Genomic DNA, 15,036 nt, shown 5'->3' on the forward strand with positions numbered 1-15,036 from the left:
ATGGTCATATTCACTGGAACCAGTGTTCACGGGCCTTCATGATCAACGCCTTGGCGGCATCTTCTTCCATACCTGTCATCTCGGTCAGCTCGTCCACCGCCAGTTCCGCGAGTTCGTCGCGGGTCTGGATCTGGTGTTCCGCCAGCTTTGCGAGCAGGTCGGCATCCATGCCATCAAGGCTCTTCAGGTCGAGCGCTACGTTTTCGACCTTCTCTTCGTTTGCAATCGCCTGCGTCAGCAAAGCATCGCGGGCGCGATTGCGCAATTCGTGCACAGTGTCTTCGTCGAAGGCTTCGATTTCGAGCATCTCGTTGAGCGGCACATAGGCAATCTCTTCGAGGCTCGTAAAGCCTTCATCGATCAGGATGTCGGCCACTTCCTCGTCGACATCGAGACGCGCCATGAACAGGTCGCGCAGTACGCTGCGTTCCTGATTCTGCTTTTGTGCAGATTCGTCCGGCGTCATGATGTTGATCTGCCAGCCTGTGAGTTCGCTGGCAAGACGCACGTTCTGACCGCTACGGCCAATTGCGACCGCCAGTTCGTTTTCGTCTACGACGACGTCCATCGAATGCTTCTCTTCATCGACGACAATCGACTGGACGGCTGCCGGCGCGAGGGCGCCGATCACGAACTGAGCGGGATCTTCCGACCATAGCACGATGTCGACGTTTTCGCCACCGAGCTCATTACGGACCGCCTGCACGCGCGAACCGCGAATCCCGACGCAGGTACCGATCGGATCAATACGCTTGTCGTACGCGACCACGCCGATCTTCGCGCGAACGCCCGGATCACGTGCCGCCGCCTTGATTTCCAGCAGGCCCTGCTCGATTTCCGGCACTTCCATTTCGAAGAGCTTCATCAGGAATTCGGGCGCGGTGCGCGACAGTTCGATCTGCGGACCGCGTGCGGTGCGATCGACCTTCGCGATATATGCGCGAACCCGGTCGCCGACGCGCAGGTTTTCCTTCGGGATCAGCTGGTCGCGGCGCAGCAGCGCTTCGACACGGCCGGTTTCAACGATGAAGTTACCCTTGTCGAGGCGCTTGACCGAGCCGGTCATGATGTGTTCGCCGCGCTCCAGGAAGTCATTCAGGATCTGCTCGCGTTCAGCGTCACGCACCTTCTGCAGGATGACCTGCTTGGCGGCCTGCGCGCCGATACGGCCGAATTCGATCGACGGCACCGGCTCTTCGATGAACTCGTCGAGTTGAATCTCAGGCTTCTGTTCGCGTGCTTCGAACAGCAGAATTTCCTGATCCGGTTCCTGCAAACCGGCTTCGTCCGGCACCACGCGCCAGCGACGGAAGGTTTCGTGCTCACCGCTTTCACGGTCGATATGGACGCGGATGTCCGCATCTTCTTCGAAGAGTTTCTTGGAGGCCGAAGCGAGCGCCGCCTCAAGGGCGGCAAAAACCACGTCCTTGTCGACGTTCTTCTCGCGTGCCAGCGCATCCACCAGCATCAACACTTCGCGACTCATTGTTTGCGGCTCCTAAAGTCAACTTTGGGGACGAGGCGCGCCTTGTCGATATCTGCGACCGTAAAATCGAGCATCGCGGCACCTTCCTTCCCTTCGAATTCCAGACCGATCGTTTCGCCTTCGGGTGCATGCAGGATGCCCCGGTACGATTTCCGTCCGTCCAATGGCTTTTTCAACGTGATAACCACTTCGCTGCCCGCGAAGCGTTCGAAGTCCGCCAGTTTTTTCAGCGGACGGTCGAGACCGGGCGACGACACTTCAAGCCGCTCGTAATCGATGTTTTCGACCGTCAGAACGTGCTGGAGCTGACGCGTGACCTTCTCGCAGTCTTCGATTGCGATGCCGGCCGGCTGGTCGATATACACACACAGCATGCCGCGCCCGGTGCGCTCGAGATCGACGAGCTCGTAGCCGAGGCCCACGACCGTGGTTTCAATCAGTTCCGTCAGTTGCACAGTGCCCTCTAAGATGTTCGCGCGGCGAGCCTGCGGGTTGCCAACCGGGTTGCCAGCGATTACACCTGCGGGCCGCGCGCCAGGCTGGCGCACGTTCGTGCTACCCGGGATGCAGAACCACAAACTGAAGCGGCAAAAAAAAATGGGCGAAACGCCCATCATCTTATTGCCGGTGGTCGCACCTGAGCCGCACAAGAAAAGCCGCACGTCCAGCGACTTCGCGATTGTAGCATTTTTCAGGACAAACGCAAACCTGCGATGCCCGTAGAACGCCTGCTGAAGCCTGTTTTAACAGGAATTTCGCGGTTTACTTCGCGTTTTAGCGAAGCCGCGAGATAGCGGTTGCGCGGTGATCTGGATCCGCCGTCGACTGCAGCCAGGCTGCACGGCGACGCTGGATCCAGGATCCGGTCAATCGCTCAGCGACCGCGGGTCCGGTTGCGCGGCGTGCCGCGCGGGCCGCCGCGGTTGCCTGCAGCATTCGGGTTGCCGCCGGTGCGGTTGCCCGCATTGCCGCTGCCGCCGCGATTACCGCCCGGCGCGCGATTGCTGCCGCCGCTGCCGGCGCGGTTTGCGCCGCCTGCGCCAGCACCGCTGCCGGCCGCACGGTTACCGCCATTGCCCGAAGGCGCCCGGTTTCCGTCGATATCGCGTCCGCCACGTGGGCCCGGATTGCCGCCACGACCGCCACCCGTGCCACGACCGCCATAGCCGCCTGTACCCGTGCCGAAACCCGATGACGCGCCGCCGCCAAACCCGCCACCGAAGCCACCGCCAGCCGCACCGCGACGGCCCTGGCCACGCGGCTGCTGGTCGGCGAGACGACCGTGCGACATCAACACCGGTTCACGGTTGATGAAACCCATCGACGTCTGCATCGGATCCGGCTGACGACGCTCTGGCGCTGCGTTGCGGCCACCTTTTTCCTCGGCAGGCGCCTTGAGGCCAACCGACGCCATCAGGCTGCGCACCTGATTGTCTTCGAGTTCTTCCCAGCGACCACGCTTCAGCCCCTTCGGCAGCGAGATCGGACCGTGACGCGTACGGATCAGACGGCTAACCATCAGGCCAGCCGCTTCGAACATACGACGCACTTCGCGGTTACGGCCTTCGGCCAGCGCGACGTGATACCAGTGATTCGTGCCTTCGCCGCCGCCATCGCGGATACGCAGGAAATTCGCCGGGCCATCTTCAAGCTCGACGCCGTGCAGCAGCTTCTGACGCATCCCTTCGGCCAGCTCACCCACCACACGCACCGCGTACTCACGCTCGACGCTATAGCGCGGGTGCATGAAGCGGTTCGCCAGATCGCCGGATGTGGTCAGCATCAGCAGACCTTCGGTGTTGAAGTCGAGACGGCCGACCGCGAGCCACTTGGCGGTTTTCATCGGCGGCAGCTTGTCGAATACCGACGGACGGCCTTCCGGATCCGCGTGACTGACGATTTCACCCGTCGGTTTGTGATACAGCAGTACGCGCGGCGGCTTGTTCGCCAGCTTGCGCTTGACCGGCTTGCCGTTGATGCGGACCTGGTCCGTCGGCATGATGCGCTGGCCGATGTGCGCCGGCTCGCCGTTGACGGACACACGTCCGGCAATGATCAGCTCTTCCATATCGCGGCGCGAGCCCATGCCAGCTTCGGCAAGCACCTTATGCAGCTTGGGCGCATCGTCGTCCGGCGAGAGCACGCGTTTCGGCGCGGCGGCCCGGCCACGGCGCAGCATCGGGGCGCGCACGCCACCAGTGGTGCTGTTGTCAGCATCGAACGCCGGGGATGTCACGTATGAAAACAGATCGTCCGGGGAAGCCTCGGTTGCGACTGCAACGGCAACAGCCGGCGCCTCGCCGCGACGGTTCCTCTGGCGTTGTCCGCCTTCGCGGGGCGCGCCATCACGTTGACCGCCTTCGCGCGGCGCACCGTCGCGCGGCGCATTGGCCCGCTTGCCGCCTGCGTTCCGGCGTTGTCCCTGGCCCTGACCTTGCCCCTGACCTTGTCTCGGGGCGCCTTCCTTGCGCGGCGGTCGCGGCTGCGCCACGACCTCGCCGTCCTGCGCCGTTTCCGTCGCGACCGGTTCGCCTTGCGCCGGTTCGCCTTCGGCGCCCTTCGCCTTCGCTCCTGCGCGTCGACGCGCGATCAGACTGCGCGGACCGCGGCGCAGGCCGCGACGCGGACGGTCTTCGCCTTCGGCGCCTGCGGTTTCGCCCGTGCGATCGCTTTCGCCGGCCGATGCCTGCGACTCGCGCGCCTCGTCGGGACGTGCAGATTTCACGGCGCGCTCGGATTCGGACGAATCGGTGTCGTGGGTATGTGTCAAAACAACCTCAAAATGTCAGGTCGCGCGCGCCCATTGCGGGCGCGGCAAAAGTTCGGTTACGTCAGGCGCTGCGCGATTCGGTTTCGTCGTCGGTCAAAACGCCTGCGTCCCGCGCGGCATCGCCACGATCTTCCTGATCGTCGTGTGCCGCACGTGTCGGGTTCGACTCAATGACGTGCTCCGTTTCGCGGAGTTCGCCCGAGCCGTGCGCGGGTGCTGCCGGATCGGCCTGGGAGACCGGATCCTGATTTTCTGCATGACCAGCGATGCTCGAAGCATCGCCGGCTTTCGGTTCAACGTCTGTTTCGGCGACCGGCGCATCGAATTGCGCGTGGGCAATCAGGTGCACGTCGTCGATGGGTGTTGCTGCCGGATGCGCCGGTTCGGCGACTTCCGTGGACGATAGTTCCGCTTCGGGACTGGCAGCCGCGACATGTGCCGGTGCGCCATCCGTGTACGCACCAGCCACGTCAGCCGCTTCACCTGCCGCCGACGCTACGTCCACGTCGGCATCCGCACCAGCCGATCCTTCGACCGCTTCAGCCGCTACGACTTCGCCATCTGCGAATTCGATCGCGTGCTGACCCAGCAGGTTCACGTTCAGCTGCGCCGTTGGGTCGTCGAGCGGCGGCAGTTCGTCGAGCGCCTTCAGGCCGAGGTCGTCGAGAAACGAGCGCGTCGTTGCATACAGCGCCGGACGCCCCGGCACATCACGATGACCAATGACTTCGATCCAGCCGCGATCTTCGAGCTGCTTGACGACCTGCGTGTTCACCGTCACGCCGCGAATCTCTTCAATATCGCCGCGCGTGACCGGCTGACGGTAGGCGATGATCGCGAGCGTTTCGAGCACAGCGCGCGAATACTTCGGCGGCTTCTCGGGATGCAGACGGTCCAGGTACGAGCGCATTGCAGGCTTGCTCTGAAAGCGCCAGCCAGACGCCAGCCCGACCAGTTCAACCCCGCGACCCGACCAGTCCTGTCTCAGGTCTTCGAGCAACGTGCGAACGGTGTCTGCCGACACGCCGTCGGCAAAGAGCTTGCGCAGCTCGCCGAGCTTTAAGGGCTCCTGCGCGCAGATCAAGGCAGTCTCGAGGACGATTTTCGCCTCTTGGGTATTCATGCAGCCAGGTCGACCTTATGAGTTAGGGTCAAAGAACCGGATCGGACAGACGATTTGGAACTGAAGACGCGCTCGCCCGATTCTGATCGGTCATATTGATGGGAGCACGCACCGGGGGGAGGCGAAACAGGCTAATCGAGCCAAACCCAGCCGGACGGAGCAGCGAAATTCCTGTAAGGAATCGCGTGACTGAGCGCCATCTTACGCAAAAAAAATCGAAGCGTAAAGGCGAAATACCGGCCACGAGGCCTCCCGGAAGTCCGGCCCGTCTTTGCCCGCCGGAAATCAGCGCGCGCCACACTCTCCCAGATAACGCTGGAGACGCTCCACACCGGCGTCGAGGCGCGCGGTGTCGCATGCGTAGCACCAGCGCACGAAGCCCTCGCCTTCAGGCCCGAACGCGCTGCCCGGCGCGAGTCCGAGCCCCGCCTCGCGAACCAGCGCCTTGCACAAATCAAGGCTCTTCGCCGCGCCGGGTAACGAAAAGAACAGATACATCGCGCCGGCCGGTGCCTTGACGTCGACGCCAGGCATCGCCGACAGTGCCTGCACCAGATGATCGCGTGAAGCCTTCAGGTCGGCCACGAGCTGCTGCGTGAAACGCCCGCCCTGTTCCACGGCCGCCACGCCCGCCTGCTGCACGAACGATGGCGCACAGGACGTGTTGTACTCCACCAGCTTGCCGAGATCGTCCATCAACGCGGCGGGCGCGACGATCCAGCCGAGCCGCCAGCCGGTCATCAACCACGCCTTCGAGAATGAGTTGACGCAGATCACCCGTTCGTCGCGCGCGGCGAGATCGAGGAACGATGGCGCGGCGCGGGTGCTGCCGGCGTCGTCGCCGTAATAAAGGCGCTCGTAGACTTCGTCGGCGACGATCCAGATGCCGTGACGGCGGCAATGCTCGAGCACGGAGCGTTGCTGCTCCCGCGTCATCACCCAGCCGGTCGGATTGTTCGGCGAGTTGATCATCAGCAGTTTCGTGTCCGGCGTGAGGGCCGCCAGCAGCCGGTCCAGATCGAGCGTCCAGCCCTGCGTACCATAATCGAGCGCAACGGTGTCGACGTGTGCGCCAAGGATCTTCGGGATTTCGACGAGGTTCGGCCACAGCGGCGTCACGGCGACGACCCTGTCGCCCGCGCCGACCACCAGTTGCGCTGCCAGCATCAACGCGTTCACTCCGGCGCTCGTCACCGCGACATGTCCGGCCGACGTCGCCCCGTGCAACGCGCTCACGTAGCTGGCGAGCGCGGCGCGAAGCGGTGCGATGCCGAGATTGTGCGTGTAAAAGGTCGCGCCATCGGCGAGCGCGGCGCTTGCCGCGTCGCGGATGAATTGCGGCGTCACGCGGTCGGATTCGCCGAACCAGAATGGCAGCACGTTTTCGACGCCAAAACCCGCATTCGCGACTTCGCGGATCTGCGAAGGCCGCAGCGCGCGGACGGCGTCCCGGGCGTCGGGGGCTGAGGGTTTGCGGAAATCCGGTTCGGTCATTGTGGTGTTCACGTGGTTCGTGGCAAGGCAGGAGAACGTCAGTTTAATGGTTCACCGTTTTTTCGCGACGGCGGGCGGGCAGCGCGCCACTTAACGCAGATCCTCCGCCCTCGCCGGCAGTTGCCGGATCAGCCCCCACACGGCTTCGGCCGCCGGCGACAGCGAGCGGTCCCGCCGGCGCACCAGCTCCACCGTCCGCTCCGCGCGCGGCACCAGAGGGCGCGCCACCAGCGACGAATGCGCCGGCAATGGCAATGAAAGCCACGGCAGCACGCTGACACCGATGCCGGCCTCCACGAGCCCGAATACCGTCGCCGAGTGCCCCAGTTCCTGCACCACGGTGGCCGTGACGTTGTGCTCGGCCATCACGGCATCGATGATTGGCCGGCTCCCCGACGCGTAATCGAGCATCACGAGCCGCTCGCCCTCCAGATCGATCCACGCGACCTGCCGCTGCGCCGCCAGCCGGTGATCGCTACGCGACACGAGGCAGAATGAATCGGTCATCATCGGTTCGCTCGTGAGGTCGTCGGCGGAAAACGGGCCTATGACCACACCGAAATCCACTTCACCCGACTTCACCTTGCGCACCACGTCGCTCTGCACGTCGTCGCGCAGCCCGAGCGTGACGTACGGAAAGTCCCGGCCACACGTCGCGATGATCTGCGGCATCAGCCGGCAGGCGATCGTCGGACTTGCCGCCACCACGACGCGCCCGCGTCGCTGCTGGCCAATTTCGCGGATCTCGCGCAGCGCGTCGTCCAGATCCGTCAGTAACCGCGACACGCTCGCCACCAGATTGCCGCCGACGTCGGTGAGCTGCACTTCGCGGGTCGTCCGGTCGATCAGCTTGAGACCGATTTCCGCTTCCAGCTCGCGCACGCAGCGACTCACGGCTGACTGCGTCAGCCCGATTTCGTCGCCGGCGCGGCTGAAACTCTGAAGCCGCGCGACCTCGATAAACACGCGCAACTGACGCAATGTCACATTCATCCAATTGCCTCATCAATGAGCATCTTTGATGCGCATTGTATTGTTTCCCGGCGCGCTACGGCACAAAACACAAATCGCTGCAATGCAGCAATAGAGCGCAGACGCACGCTGGGCGGGCTTGATTGCACAAGATTGGTGATTGTCCCGATTTGCGAGATGGGTTTTTTGGATTCTTATACGCCACTGACTAGCGCCCGCGCTGGCCTGATGCCACGGGGTTTTGAGGCGTTCGCGGAAGAAATGGCACGCTTCATGCATTAGGGTGAATACTGGGTCGGCGCTGCTCGCCGCTTGATAAACGCTCTAGACGCCGTGGCAAGCCCGACCCCGCCTGGCACTCGAATTCGGGTGCATGAAGAGTGCGCGGCGCGGGGCAGCGCACCGGAGTTAGCTTCGCTGAGGTGAAAACATGATGCTGTTCGACGATTTGAGAGACAACGAGTGGGCGCTGGTCGAGGCGTTGTTCTGTGCGGAGCCAGCACGAAGCGAACGACGCGGTCGTCCTCGCGTGGAAGCCCGCGCGGTTGTCAATGCTGTGCTGTGGGTGCTGTCGACGGGTGAAGGCTGGTCCAAACTGCCAGGCCGCTATCCGTCGCCCCCCACTTGCCGCCGTCGTTTCGACGAGTGGCAGGCCGATGGTACGCTCGCCGAAATAGTTAAGCGACTGGGCACGAGCGGCCGCGAAATTTCGCTGCGCGGACGCATCGGAGCGACGGCGGCGAAGCCGCCCGCACCGCCGAGCCGCGATCGACTGCGCGGCGCATTCTGGACCAATCCGGAATCCTGGCGCGCGCCGGTCAAGATGGCCTGACGCCAACCCCATGCCACCGGGCGCCTTCGGGCGCCCGTTGAGCATCTGACGGCGCCCGCTTCAGCACGTCGATTTCGCTCGCTCTTCCGGCGGCCGCGACAGCGTTTCCAACGCTCTTCCCTGCATACTTCGACAACGCTGGAAGCCGGCTGGCGCACGCAGCGCCCGACCAGTATTCAGCCGCTGACGAAACATCTCTTTACCATTATTTACAGCGTGCTTTCGCTCCTGAGCATACCGTATGAGTATGCGAACAAGCCTATTCCCGATGGCTTGACGGGAGCCCCTCATGAAACCAATGTCCCTGCTTCTGTGCGGCATTGTGGTTTCAACACTTGCCGCACCCACGCTGGCCCAGGAACGGCCGCAGACGTGGAACTTGCATCCGGAACGTCCTGCCAGCCTGAAGGCATGGCAAAACGACGCGCCGGGCCACGGCTTTACGCCGCCCACGCCGCGTGGTGACCTGCGCGGAGATATCGCGAGTAACGCGCGCGAGCGGCCCGAGCCCTCTCACGACAATGGTCAACGCCGGCGTTAACGCTACCGGATGTCGATGTGAAGACCACCGCATGCCCGAACCTGAACAGGCCACGATGCCGGGCACGACCGCAATTCAAGCCGTGATGCGGGCCGCGGCGATCGTGAGCGAAACATGCGAACAATACCGGGAACCACTTGGGAATGGGCATTGTCTCACCCAAGCCATAAGCACAGCGTGGCAGAAGTAATTCCGGTAAGCCCGTATCTCGCGATACGGGCTTTTTTTTGCGCAATCGGTTCTCACCGACGCGGAGCGCCGGGTTCGTGCAAGCCTGCGGCAGTTACGGACGCGCTTCGAAAGCGGTGGCCGTGCTCACCTCAGGCGTGACTGCGATGTAATGGTTCATCCGGTGGGCATGCCACTGCAGCGAACGTTCGTCGCGTTCGAGCCGCGCGAACTCTGCCCTGCCCCGCTCGGTCAGCACCGCGATGTCTACCGGGGCGTGAAAGCCCGGCGCCGGGGCAACCGTGCGCTGTCGAACGGTCTCCATGAGACCCAGCGCGCGAAGATATTCGAAAACACCGGGGCGTCTGGCCCAGGGCACCTGGCGATATTGCGCCCGCCTCAGCGCTTCAAGTACCGCTTCGTTGGAATACGTGGTCATCTCACTTCTTTCTTAAAGTGCAGCCATGACACGACTTGCGCAACGCCAATCACCGCGCCACTGGTGAGATGCGAAGCACCGGATTCGCCCGATGTTCCGTTTGCCACCGGGTGCTGCCTGTTATATTCAGGACCCCCGTACGAACGCCTTGCTGACGTTCTCTCCCCGTGCCCACGATGCTTTCCGTACCGGTGCGATGGCAGGCGCGAAGATTGTCCCGAAAGTGATACGTTACCCCATTTAAATTGATTCTATTCACTTTATTGGCGCTTTTTTTTGCAGCTTTCCTGCTTTTGCGCCGGTTGCGTTCGATCATCGCCATTATCGCGCTTACGCTCTTCTGGCTGCTCTCGTCCGGATGGCTAACGGCACCCTTACTGGCGTGGGCGCAACACGGCGCCTGTCCCGTTGCGCGCGCAACTTTCGCCGGACACACCGCGATCGTCATGCTCGGCAGCGGCACGGAATACGACGATCACGATCGCCTGATTCCGAAGCGCGATGCCATCGCCCGCATCGAGAAAACCGCCGAACTTTACGCGGGCTGTACACGCGTCGCGACGCGCTGCGATGTCATCGTCAGCGGCGGCAATCCGCAGCGTCACGAAGCCACCGAGGCCGACACCTATCTGCCCTGGCTTTTGCAACGCGGCGTCGCGCGCAATGACATCGTGCTCGAAAACCGCAGCCTCACGACTTATGAAAACGCGAAGTTCGTCGTCACCATTCTGCAACACGTACATTACGATTCGTTGATACTCGTGACATCCGCGCATCAGATGCCGCGCGCGTTGCTGGACTTCCACCGTTTCGGCAGTTTTCCGCAGCCGGTTATTTCAAATACGCGACGCGCGCAAACCGGCGTGCTGCCGCGCTATATCAACCTCGTCAATGCCAACATCGCGCTGCACGAATTGATCGGGATTGCACAATTTCACGTCTACCGCGCGATTGGCTGGTTCTGATCAACGCGAGGCACGGCGAATGCTGCTTTAATTAAAGGACTCGCTGGTCGCATCGGTGCTGGCACAGCCGCATCGACCGCATCGGCGCGCCATGTAACCGAATGTAACGAACTGTCAATTCTGTTACGGGTTGTCCGCGGGAGCAGATATTGCTCGCTAGAATGCAGTGTCTTTCCGACTGGACAGGCATTACTCGGGTCCATAAACCACTCTACGGAGGTAGCGATGAAAAAAGCGTCCCTGGCAGTCCTGGTTGCCCTTTCCGCGTTGTCGACGGGCGCGGCCTACGCGCAGTCCGACAGCGGCGTCACGATGAGCACCGATCCGGCGAAAGCCGCTGACGTCGAGCAACGTGCGCAGGATTTGCAAGCCAAACAGCAGGCCATGGAAAACGCGCCCATGCCGGCTCATCATGGCAAGTCGATGAAACACAAGAAAGTGCCGAAGGCCGAATAACATTTGCTCCGGCGTCGCGGCAAACCATGCCGCATCGAGGAGGAAAAGCCGAAGCCGGCGTTACCGGCTTCGGCTTTTTTATTGCCGGCGGCCCGGCAACGGTATGCTAAAGTCGCGCACCCACCCATCCCAACCCGTGCGCACCCTGGTGCGGAGGACAGAATGAGCAACATCCAGCTGGACATCGAATGGACCGAAGCAGCGTCCCGCAAGATTGAAAAACTGATGCCACGCGGCAGCCAGGAAGCATTTCTCGCGTTGCCGCCGGTCGAATGCCTGCCCATGGAAGGCGACGTGCTGTTCCTCGGCCCGGCTGGCAAACAGCAGCCGTTTATCGTCGCCGAGCGTCAGTATCATCACGAAGGCGACGCGGACTGGACCATCATCCTGATTCTCGACGTCCCACAGGCGACGCACTAAAGCTTCTTTCGCACGATCAAGCGACAAGAACCACAGACGGCGGGCAAGTGCCCGCCGTCTTTCCATTCGCGGATCAAATATTCGAGCCAGCACGCGAAAGCCGAAGCGCCGGCTGCGCCATCACGCGATCTTCGACACCACGCGAATTTCCGAGTGTTCGACCCAGTCCTTCACCGCCTGCCCGCAGGCGGCGATGTGCGCGGACTTCGCGTGTGCGGCCAGCGCCGCCTCGCTTTCCCAGCGCTCGACAAACACAAAACGGCGCGGCTCGCTTACATCGCGATGCAGGTCATACTGCAGCGCGCCTTGTTCCTTGCGCGTCGGACCGACGATGCCTGTCAGCGCTTCACGCAACTGCTCTTCGTAGCCCGGCTTTGCTACCGAGATTGCAACCACTGCTACTTCCGACATATCGCTCTCCGTTTCAGAAAGACAGCAGGATACCCGCCGCGCCGCGAGCGCGCTGGGCACCTCCCATTCTGTGATTCGCCGAACACTCGTCACGCAAATGACCTGATAGACTGTTTTCGACCCAGGGTCTGCACGGCGCTCTGCGCGACGGTGCTGGAGTACGCCCTCGGACACAGATTACGCAGCCCCGCTCGCGCGAGGCTTTTCGCCGGTGAAGCGCGCTAAGAGTCCGCGGCCGGCAGCATGTCGAAGCACGTTGCCCACGGCAAACCCGGATGTCCACCGTCGACGAACTAACACTCAGCCGCCTCCTGCCCCGCATCGTCCGGGATGGGGACGGCTGGTCGGCCAACTGGCGGTCCATCACACTGCATAGCGTGTTCCAGCCGGTGCTGTCGATCACGCATCAGCGCATCGTCGGCTATGAGGCGCTGCTGCGCGCAACCGATTCGGCCGGCAATCCCGTGACGCCCGACGCACTCTTCTCGCAGGCGCAGCTGCATGCGAACGCGCCGATTCTCGATCGGCTCTCACGCTGCCTGCACGTCGCAAATTTCGTCGAACAGAAGATCGACGCGTGCTGGCTTTTTCTGAACGCGCTGCCACAGGTCTTCGAAACACGCTGGCCGCATCGCGCGTTTATCGACGAGTTGTCTGCGCACTTCGGCCTTCCGCGAGAGCGCATCGTGATCGAACTGCTGGAGCAACCTGCCGGCGATGAAGAAGCCGTGGCGCGCACGCTCGCCGCGACCCGGCCGCGCGACTTCCTGATCGCGATCGACGACTTCGGCACTGGCTTCTCGAACTTCGACCGCGTGTGGCGACTGCGTCCGGATATCGTCAAGCTGGACCGCTCGCTGATCGCGCGCGCCGGCAAGCGCGAGGGCGACGAATCGCTGATGACGCATCTGATCGCGATGCTGCATCAGGCCGGCACGCTGGTGCTCGCCGAAGGCGTCGAGACTGACGACGAACTGATGATTCTGATGCAGGCCGATGTCGATTTCGTGCAGGGATACTGGTTCGGCATGCCGCAGGCGTCCGTGCGCGCGGCGGGTGCAGGCGCGCCGGAACTGATCGAATCGATGTGGCTCAAGTACGACGCTTACGACCGCGCGAATGCGCATCACCAGCAGCTGGGTTTCGAAAGTTTCGCCGAAGCAGTCCGCGCGGGCGCACGCGTGTATTCAGCGACCGGCGATCTGACGCAGGCGGCCGAACAGGTGTTCAACGTGGGCGAAGCGCGACGCGTGTTCCTGCTCAACGCGCGCGGGTTGCAGGAGCAGCCGTCTGTGACGGCGAAGGATCTCGCGCCGCCGCCGTCGCGCCTCGCGCCGCTCTTTCCCGATACGCATAACAACTGGTCACGGCGCGCGTATTTCCGGCACGCGATGGCGTCACCGGGACACGTCGCGATGATGGGACCTCATTACTCGCTGACCGAGGGTGAGGATTGCTACACGGCCGCGATTGCTATCGAGCGCACTGACGGGACGGAAGGCCCGGAGGTGTTCTGCGCGGATTTTCTGCCGGACCGGTCGCACGGGGGTGCGCGTTGAAATTGTGTGCGCATGTGCGTTCGTGGGTGTGCGCTCCGGTGGCATGGAGGCGTCCCTTGCGTTTCGGTCAGCCATAGGGAAAGATCAGTCCTCCACGCGTCCGCGGCCTGCCTTGATTTCACCGCGCTTCGTTTTCCCGTCGAGCCTGCGCAGATTCGACGCCCGCGTTGGACGCGTGGCGACCCGCGCCTTGCGGCTGACACTGACGCTTTCAATCAGCTGATCGAGGCGCGCAAGCGCGGCGGCACGGTTCATTTCCTGCGTGCGATGCTCCTGCGCCTTGATGACGACAACACCATCGCGCGTCAGGCGATGATCCGACAACGCGAGCAGGCGCATCTTGAGCACCTCGGGCAACGACGACGCGCGTACGTCGAAGCGCAGATGAATCGCACTCGACACCTTGTTGACGTTCTGCCCGCCTGCTCCCTGCGCGCGCACAGCCGTCAATTCGATTTCGTTCAGTGGGACCGGGTAACGTGAAGTCATGGCTCGGGTGTTTTGCAATCAGACGCGGGAATAGCCGGATCGATTCCAGTCGTTCGGGCCGCGTGCCAAATGCAGCCCGGCCGGACAATGAACGATAGAATGACCGACAGCGGCGACGCCATGCCGCAATCCGGGCGCCACCTGCGCGGCACTTTACCCGCGTCCTCGGCCGGGCGCATCGAATAAAAAACATTTGCCTGTGTCCGGTACCCTGACGATACTTGCGACACTTCGACATCACACCGATCCGCATGAAAATACGCGCGAGTTTTTTCCTCGAACTGGTGGTCAACCTGCTGTTGCCATGGCTCGCGTATCGCCTCGCCGCGCCGCATTGGGGCGAAACGGGCGGCCTCATCGCTTCGGCGGTGCCGCCGGTTGTCTGGAGCCTTGTCGAACTGGCGCGCTTTCGTCGCGTCGATGCGCTGAGCGTGCTGGTATTGCTGGGCATTGTGCTGTCGATCGCAGCGATGGCGGCGGGCGGCAGGCCGCGCATGCTGTTGCTGCGCGAGTCGCTGGTGTCGGGCGCGATCGGCGTGGCGTTCCTGGTTTCGCTCCTGATGCCGCGGCCGCTCGTGTTCTATCTCGCGCGGGCAACCGTTGCCCGGGAAAAGGCAGACGGCGCCGCGCACATCGACGCGTTGTGGCACGAACGCCCCGCTTTCGCGTCCGAGCTTCGACTGATGACGGCCGTATGGGGCGCGGGCCTGACGCTCGAAACCGCGCTGCGTGCCTTCATGGCGATGACGTGGCCGGTCGAACGCTTTCTCGTCGTGTCGCCGTTCGTGAGCTACGGCATCTACGGCGCGTTGCTGCTGTGGACCGTGTGGTACCGAAAAGGCATGCGCCGACGCGTGACAGATGCCAGCGAGGCCGATGGCGTCGCCGGGTAGCTGTCCAGTCTGTTTGCG

Annotated in this window: 15 protein-coding genes and 1 pseudogene; 7 read left to right on the forward strand and 9 right to left on the reverse strand. The window is 63.0% G+C overall.

The features are described from left to right. Positions 1-10: 10 nt before the first annotated feature. From nusA to P3T21_RS16585, 6 genes are all read right to left on the reverse strand, one after another. Positions 11-1,486, reverse strand: a complete 1,476-nt coding sequence (gene nusA / locus P3T21_RS16560; protein WP_429257010.1) for a transcription termination factor NusA — start codon at positions 1,484-1,486, stop codon at positions 11-13. Next, a complete protein-coding gene (rimP, locus tag P3T21_RS16565) occupies positions 1,483-1,941 on the reverse strand; it encodes a ribosome maturation factor RimP (protein ID WP_133663653.1) in 459 nt (152 codons plus the stop codon). The genes nusA and rimP overlap by 4 nt, the downstream gene beginning before the upstream one ends. A 419-nt stretch (positions 1,942-2,360) precedes the next feature. Beyond that, complete coding sequence (gene rluB, locus P3T21_RS16570) at positions 2,361-4,256, reverse strand: 23S rRNA pseudouridine(2605) synthase RluB (protein WP_429257011.1); 1,896 nt, start codon at positions 4,254-4,256, stop codon at positions 2,361-2,363. A gap of 61 nt (positions 4,257-4,317) precedes the next feature. Next, entirely contained in the window at positions 4,318-5,379 is a 1,062-nt protein-coding gene (scpB, locus tag P3T21_RS16575) for an SMC-Scp complex subunit ScpB (RefSeq protein WP_429257012.1), read from the reverse strand. A gap of 285 nt (positions 5,380-5,664) precedes the next feature. After that, a complete protein-coding gene (locus tag P3T21_RS16580) occupies positions 5,665-6,873 on the reverse strand; it encodes a pyridoxal phosphate-dependent aminotransferase (RefSeq protein ID WP_429257220.1) in 1,209 nt (402 codons plus the stop codon). Between the two features lie 90 nt (positions 6,874-6,963). Next, positions 6,964-7,866 (reverse strand): LysR substrate-binding domain-containing protein, encoded by a 903-nt coding sequence (locus P3T21_RS16585; protein ID WP_429257013.1) that lies wholly within the window; start codon positions 7,864-7,866, stop codon positions 6,964-6,966. Between the two features lie 412 nt (positions 7,867-8,278). Here P3T21_RS16585 and P3T21_RS16590 point away from each other — a divergent pair. Continuing rightward, positions 8,279-8,674: pseudogene (locus tag P3T21_RS16590) on the forward strand (transposase); the annotation flags it as partial. Positions 8,675-8,966: 292 nt separating this feature from the next. Next, positions 8,967-9,218, forward strand: a complete 252-nt coding sequence (locus tag P3T21_RS16595) for a hypothetical protein (protein WP_429257014.1) — start codon at positions 8,967-8,969, stop codon at positions 9,216-9,218. A gap of 283 nt (positions 9,219-9,501) precedes the next feature. On the opposite strand, the gene P3T21_RS16600 is transcribed toward P3T21_RS16595, so the two are convergent. After that, positions 9,502-9,825 carry a hypothetical protein gene (locus P3T21_RS16600; RefSeq protein ID WP_429257015.1) on the reverse strand — a complete coding sequence of 108 codons (324 nt, stop codon included), beginning with the start codon at positions 9,823-9,825 and terminating at the stop codon, positions 9,502-9,504. 245 nt (positions 9,826-10,070) lie between these two features. Here P3T21_RS16600 and P3T21_RS16605 point away from each other — a divergent pair, with 245 nt between their 5' ends. The 3 genes from P3T21_RS16605 to P3T21_RS16615 all read left to right on the forward strand — a co-directional run bounded on the left by P3T21_RS16605 (position 10,071) and on the right by P3T21_RS16615 (position 11,666). Next, complete coding sequence (locus P3T21_RS16605) at positions 10,071-10,790, forward strand: YdcF family protein (RefSeq protein ID WP_429257016.1); 720 nt, start codon at positions 10,071-10,073, stop codon at positions 10,788-10,790. A gap of 225 nt (positions 10,791-11,015) precedes the next feature. Next, positions 11,016-11,246: a hypothetical protein gene (locus tag P3T21_RS16610; RefSeq protein ID WP_429257017.1), complete on the forward strand. Its 231-nt coding sequence runs from the start codon at positions 11,016-11,018 to the stop codon at positions 11,244-11,246. A 162-nt stretch (positions 11,247-11,408) separates the two neighbouring features. Then, a complete protein-coding gene (locus P3T21_RS16615) occupies positions 11,409-11,666 on the forward strand; it encodes a DNA-binding protein (RefSeq protein ID WP_228878138.1) in 258 nt (85 codons plus the stop codon). A gap of 120 nt (positions 11,667-11,786) precedes the next feature. Here P3T21_RS16615 and P3T21_RS16620 read toward each other — a convergent pair whose 3' ends face one another. Continuing rightward, positions 11,787-12,077: a putative quinol monooxygenase gene (locus P3T21_RS16620; protein WP_429257018.1), complete on the reverse strand. Its 291-nt coding sequence runs from the start codon at positions 12,075-12,077 to the stop codon at positions 11,787-11,789. A 275-nt stretch (positions 12,078-12,352) separates the two neighbouring features. Between P3T21_RS16620 and P3T21_RS16625 the strand changes: the two genes are divergently transcribed. Then, on the forward strand, positions 12,353-13,636 hold the full coding sequence (locus P3T21_RS16625) for an EAL domain-containing protein (protein WP_429257019.1): 1,284 nt from the start codon (positions 12,353-12,355) through the stop codon (positions 13,634-13,636). 84 nt (positions 13,637-13,720) lie between these two features. Here P3T21_RS16625 and arfB read toward each other — a convergent pair whose 3' ends face one another. Next, positions 13,721-14,125, reverse strand: a complete 405-nt coding sequence (gene arfB, locus P3T21_RS16630; protein ID WP_429257020.1) for an alternative ribosome rescue aminoacyl-tRNA hydrolase ArfB — start codon at positions 14,123-14,125, stop codon at positions 13,721-13,723. Between the two features lie 251 nt (positions 14,126-14,376). Here arfB and P3T21_RS16635 point away from each other — a divergent pair, with 251 nt between their 5' ends. Next, complete coding sequence (locus P3T21_RS16635) at positions 14,377-15,018, forward strand: VC0807 family protein (RefSeq protein ID WP_429257021.1); 642 nt, start codon at positions 14,377-14,379, stop codon at positions 15,016-15,018. Positions 15,019-15,036: the final 18 nt, after the last annotated feature.

The organism is Paraburkholderia sp. GAS334, from assembly GCF_050436625.1.
Taxonomy (GTDB): domain Bacteria; phylum Pseudomonadota; class Gammaproteobacteria; order Burkholderiales; family Burkholderiaceae; genus Paraburkholderia.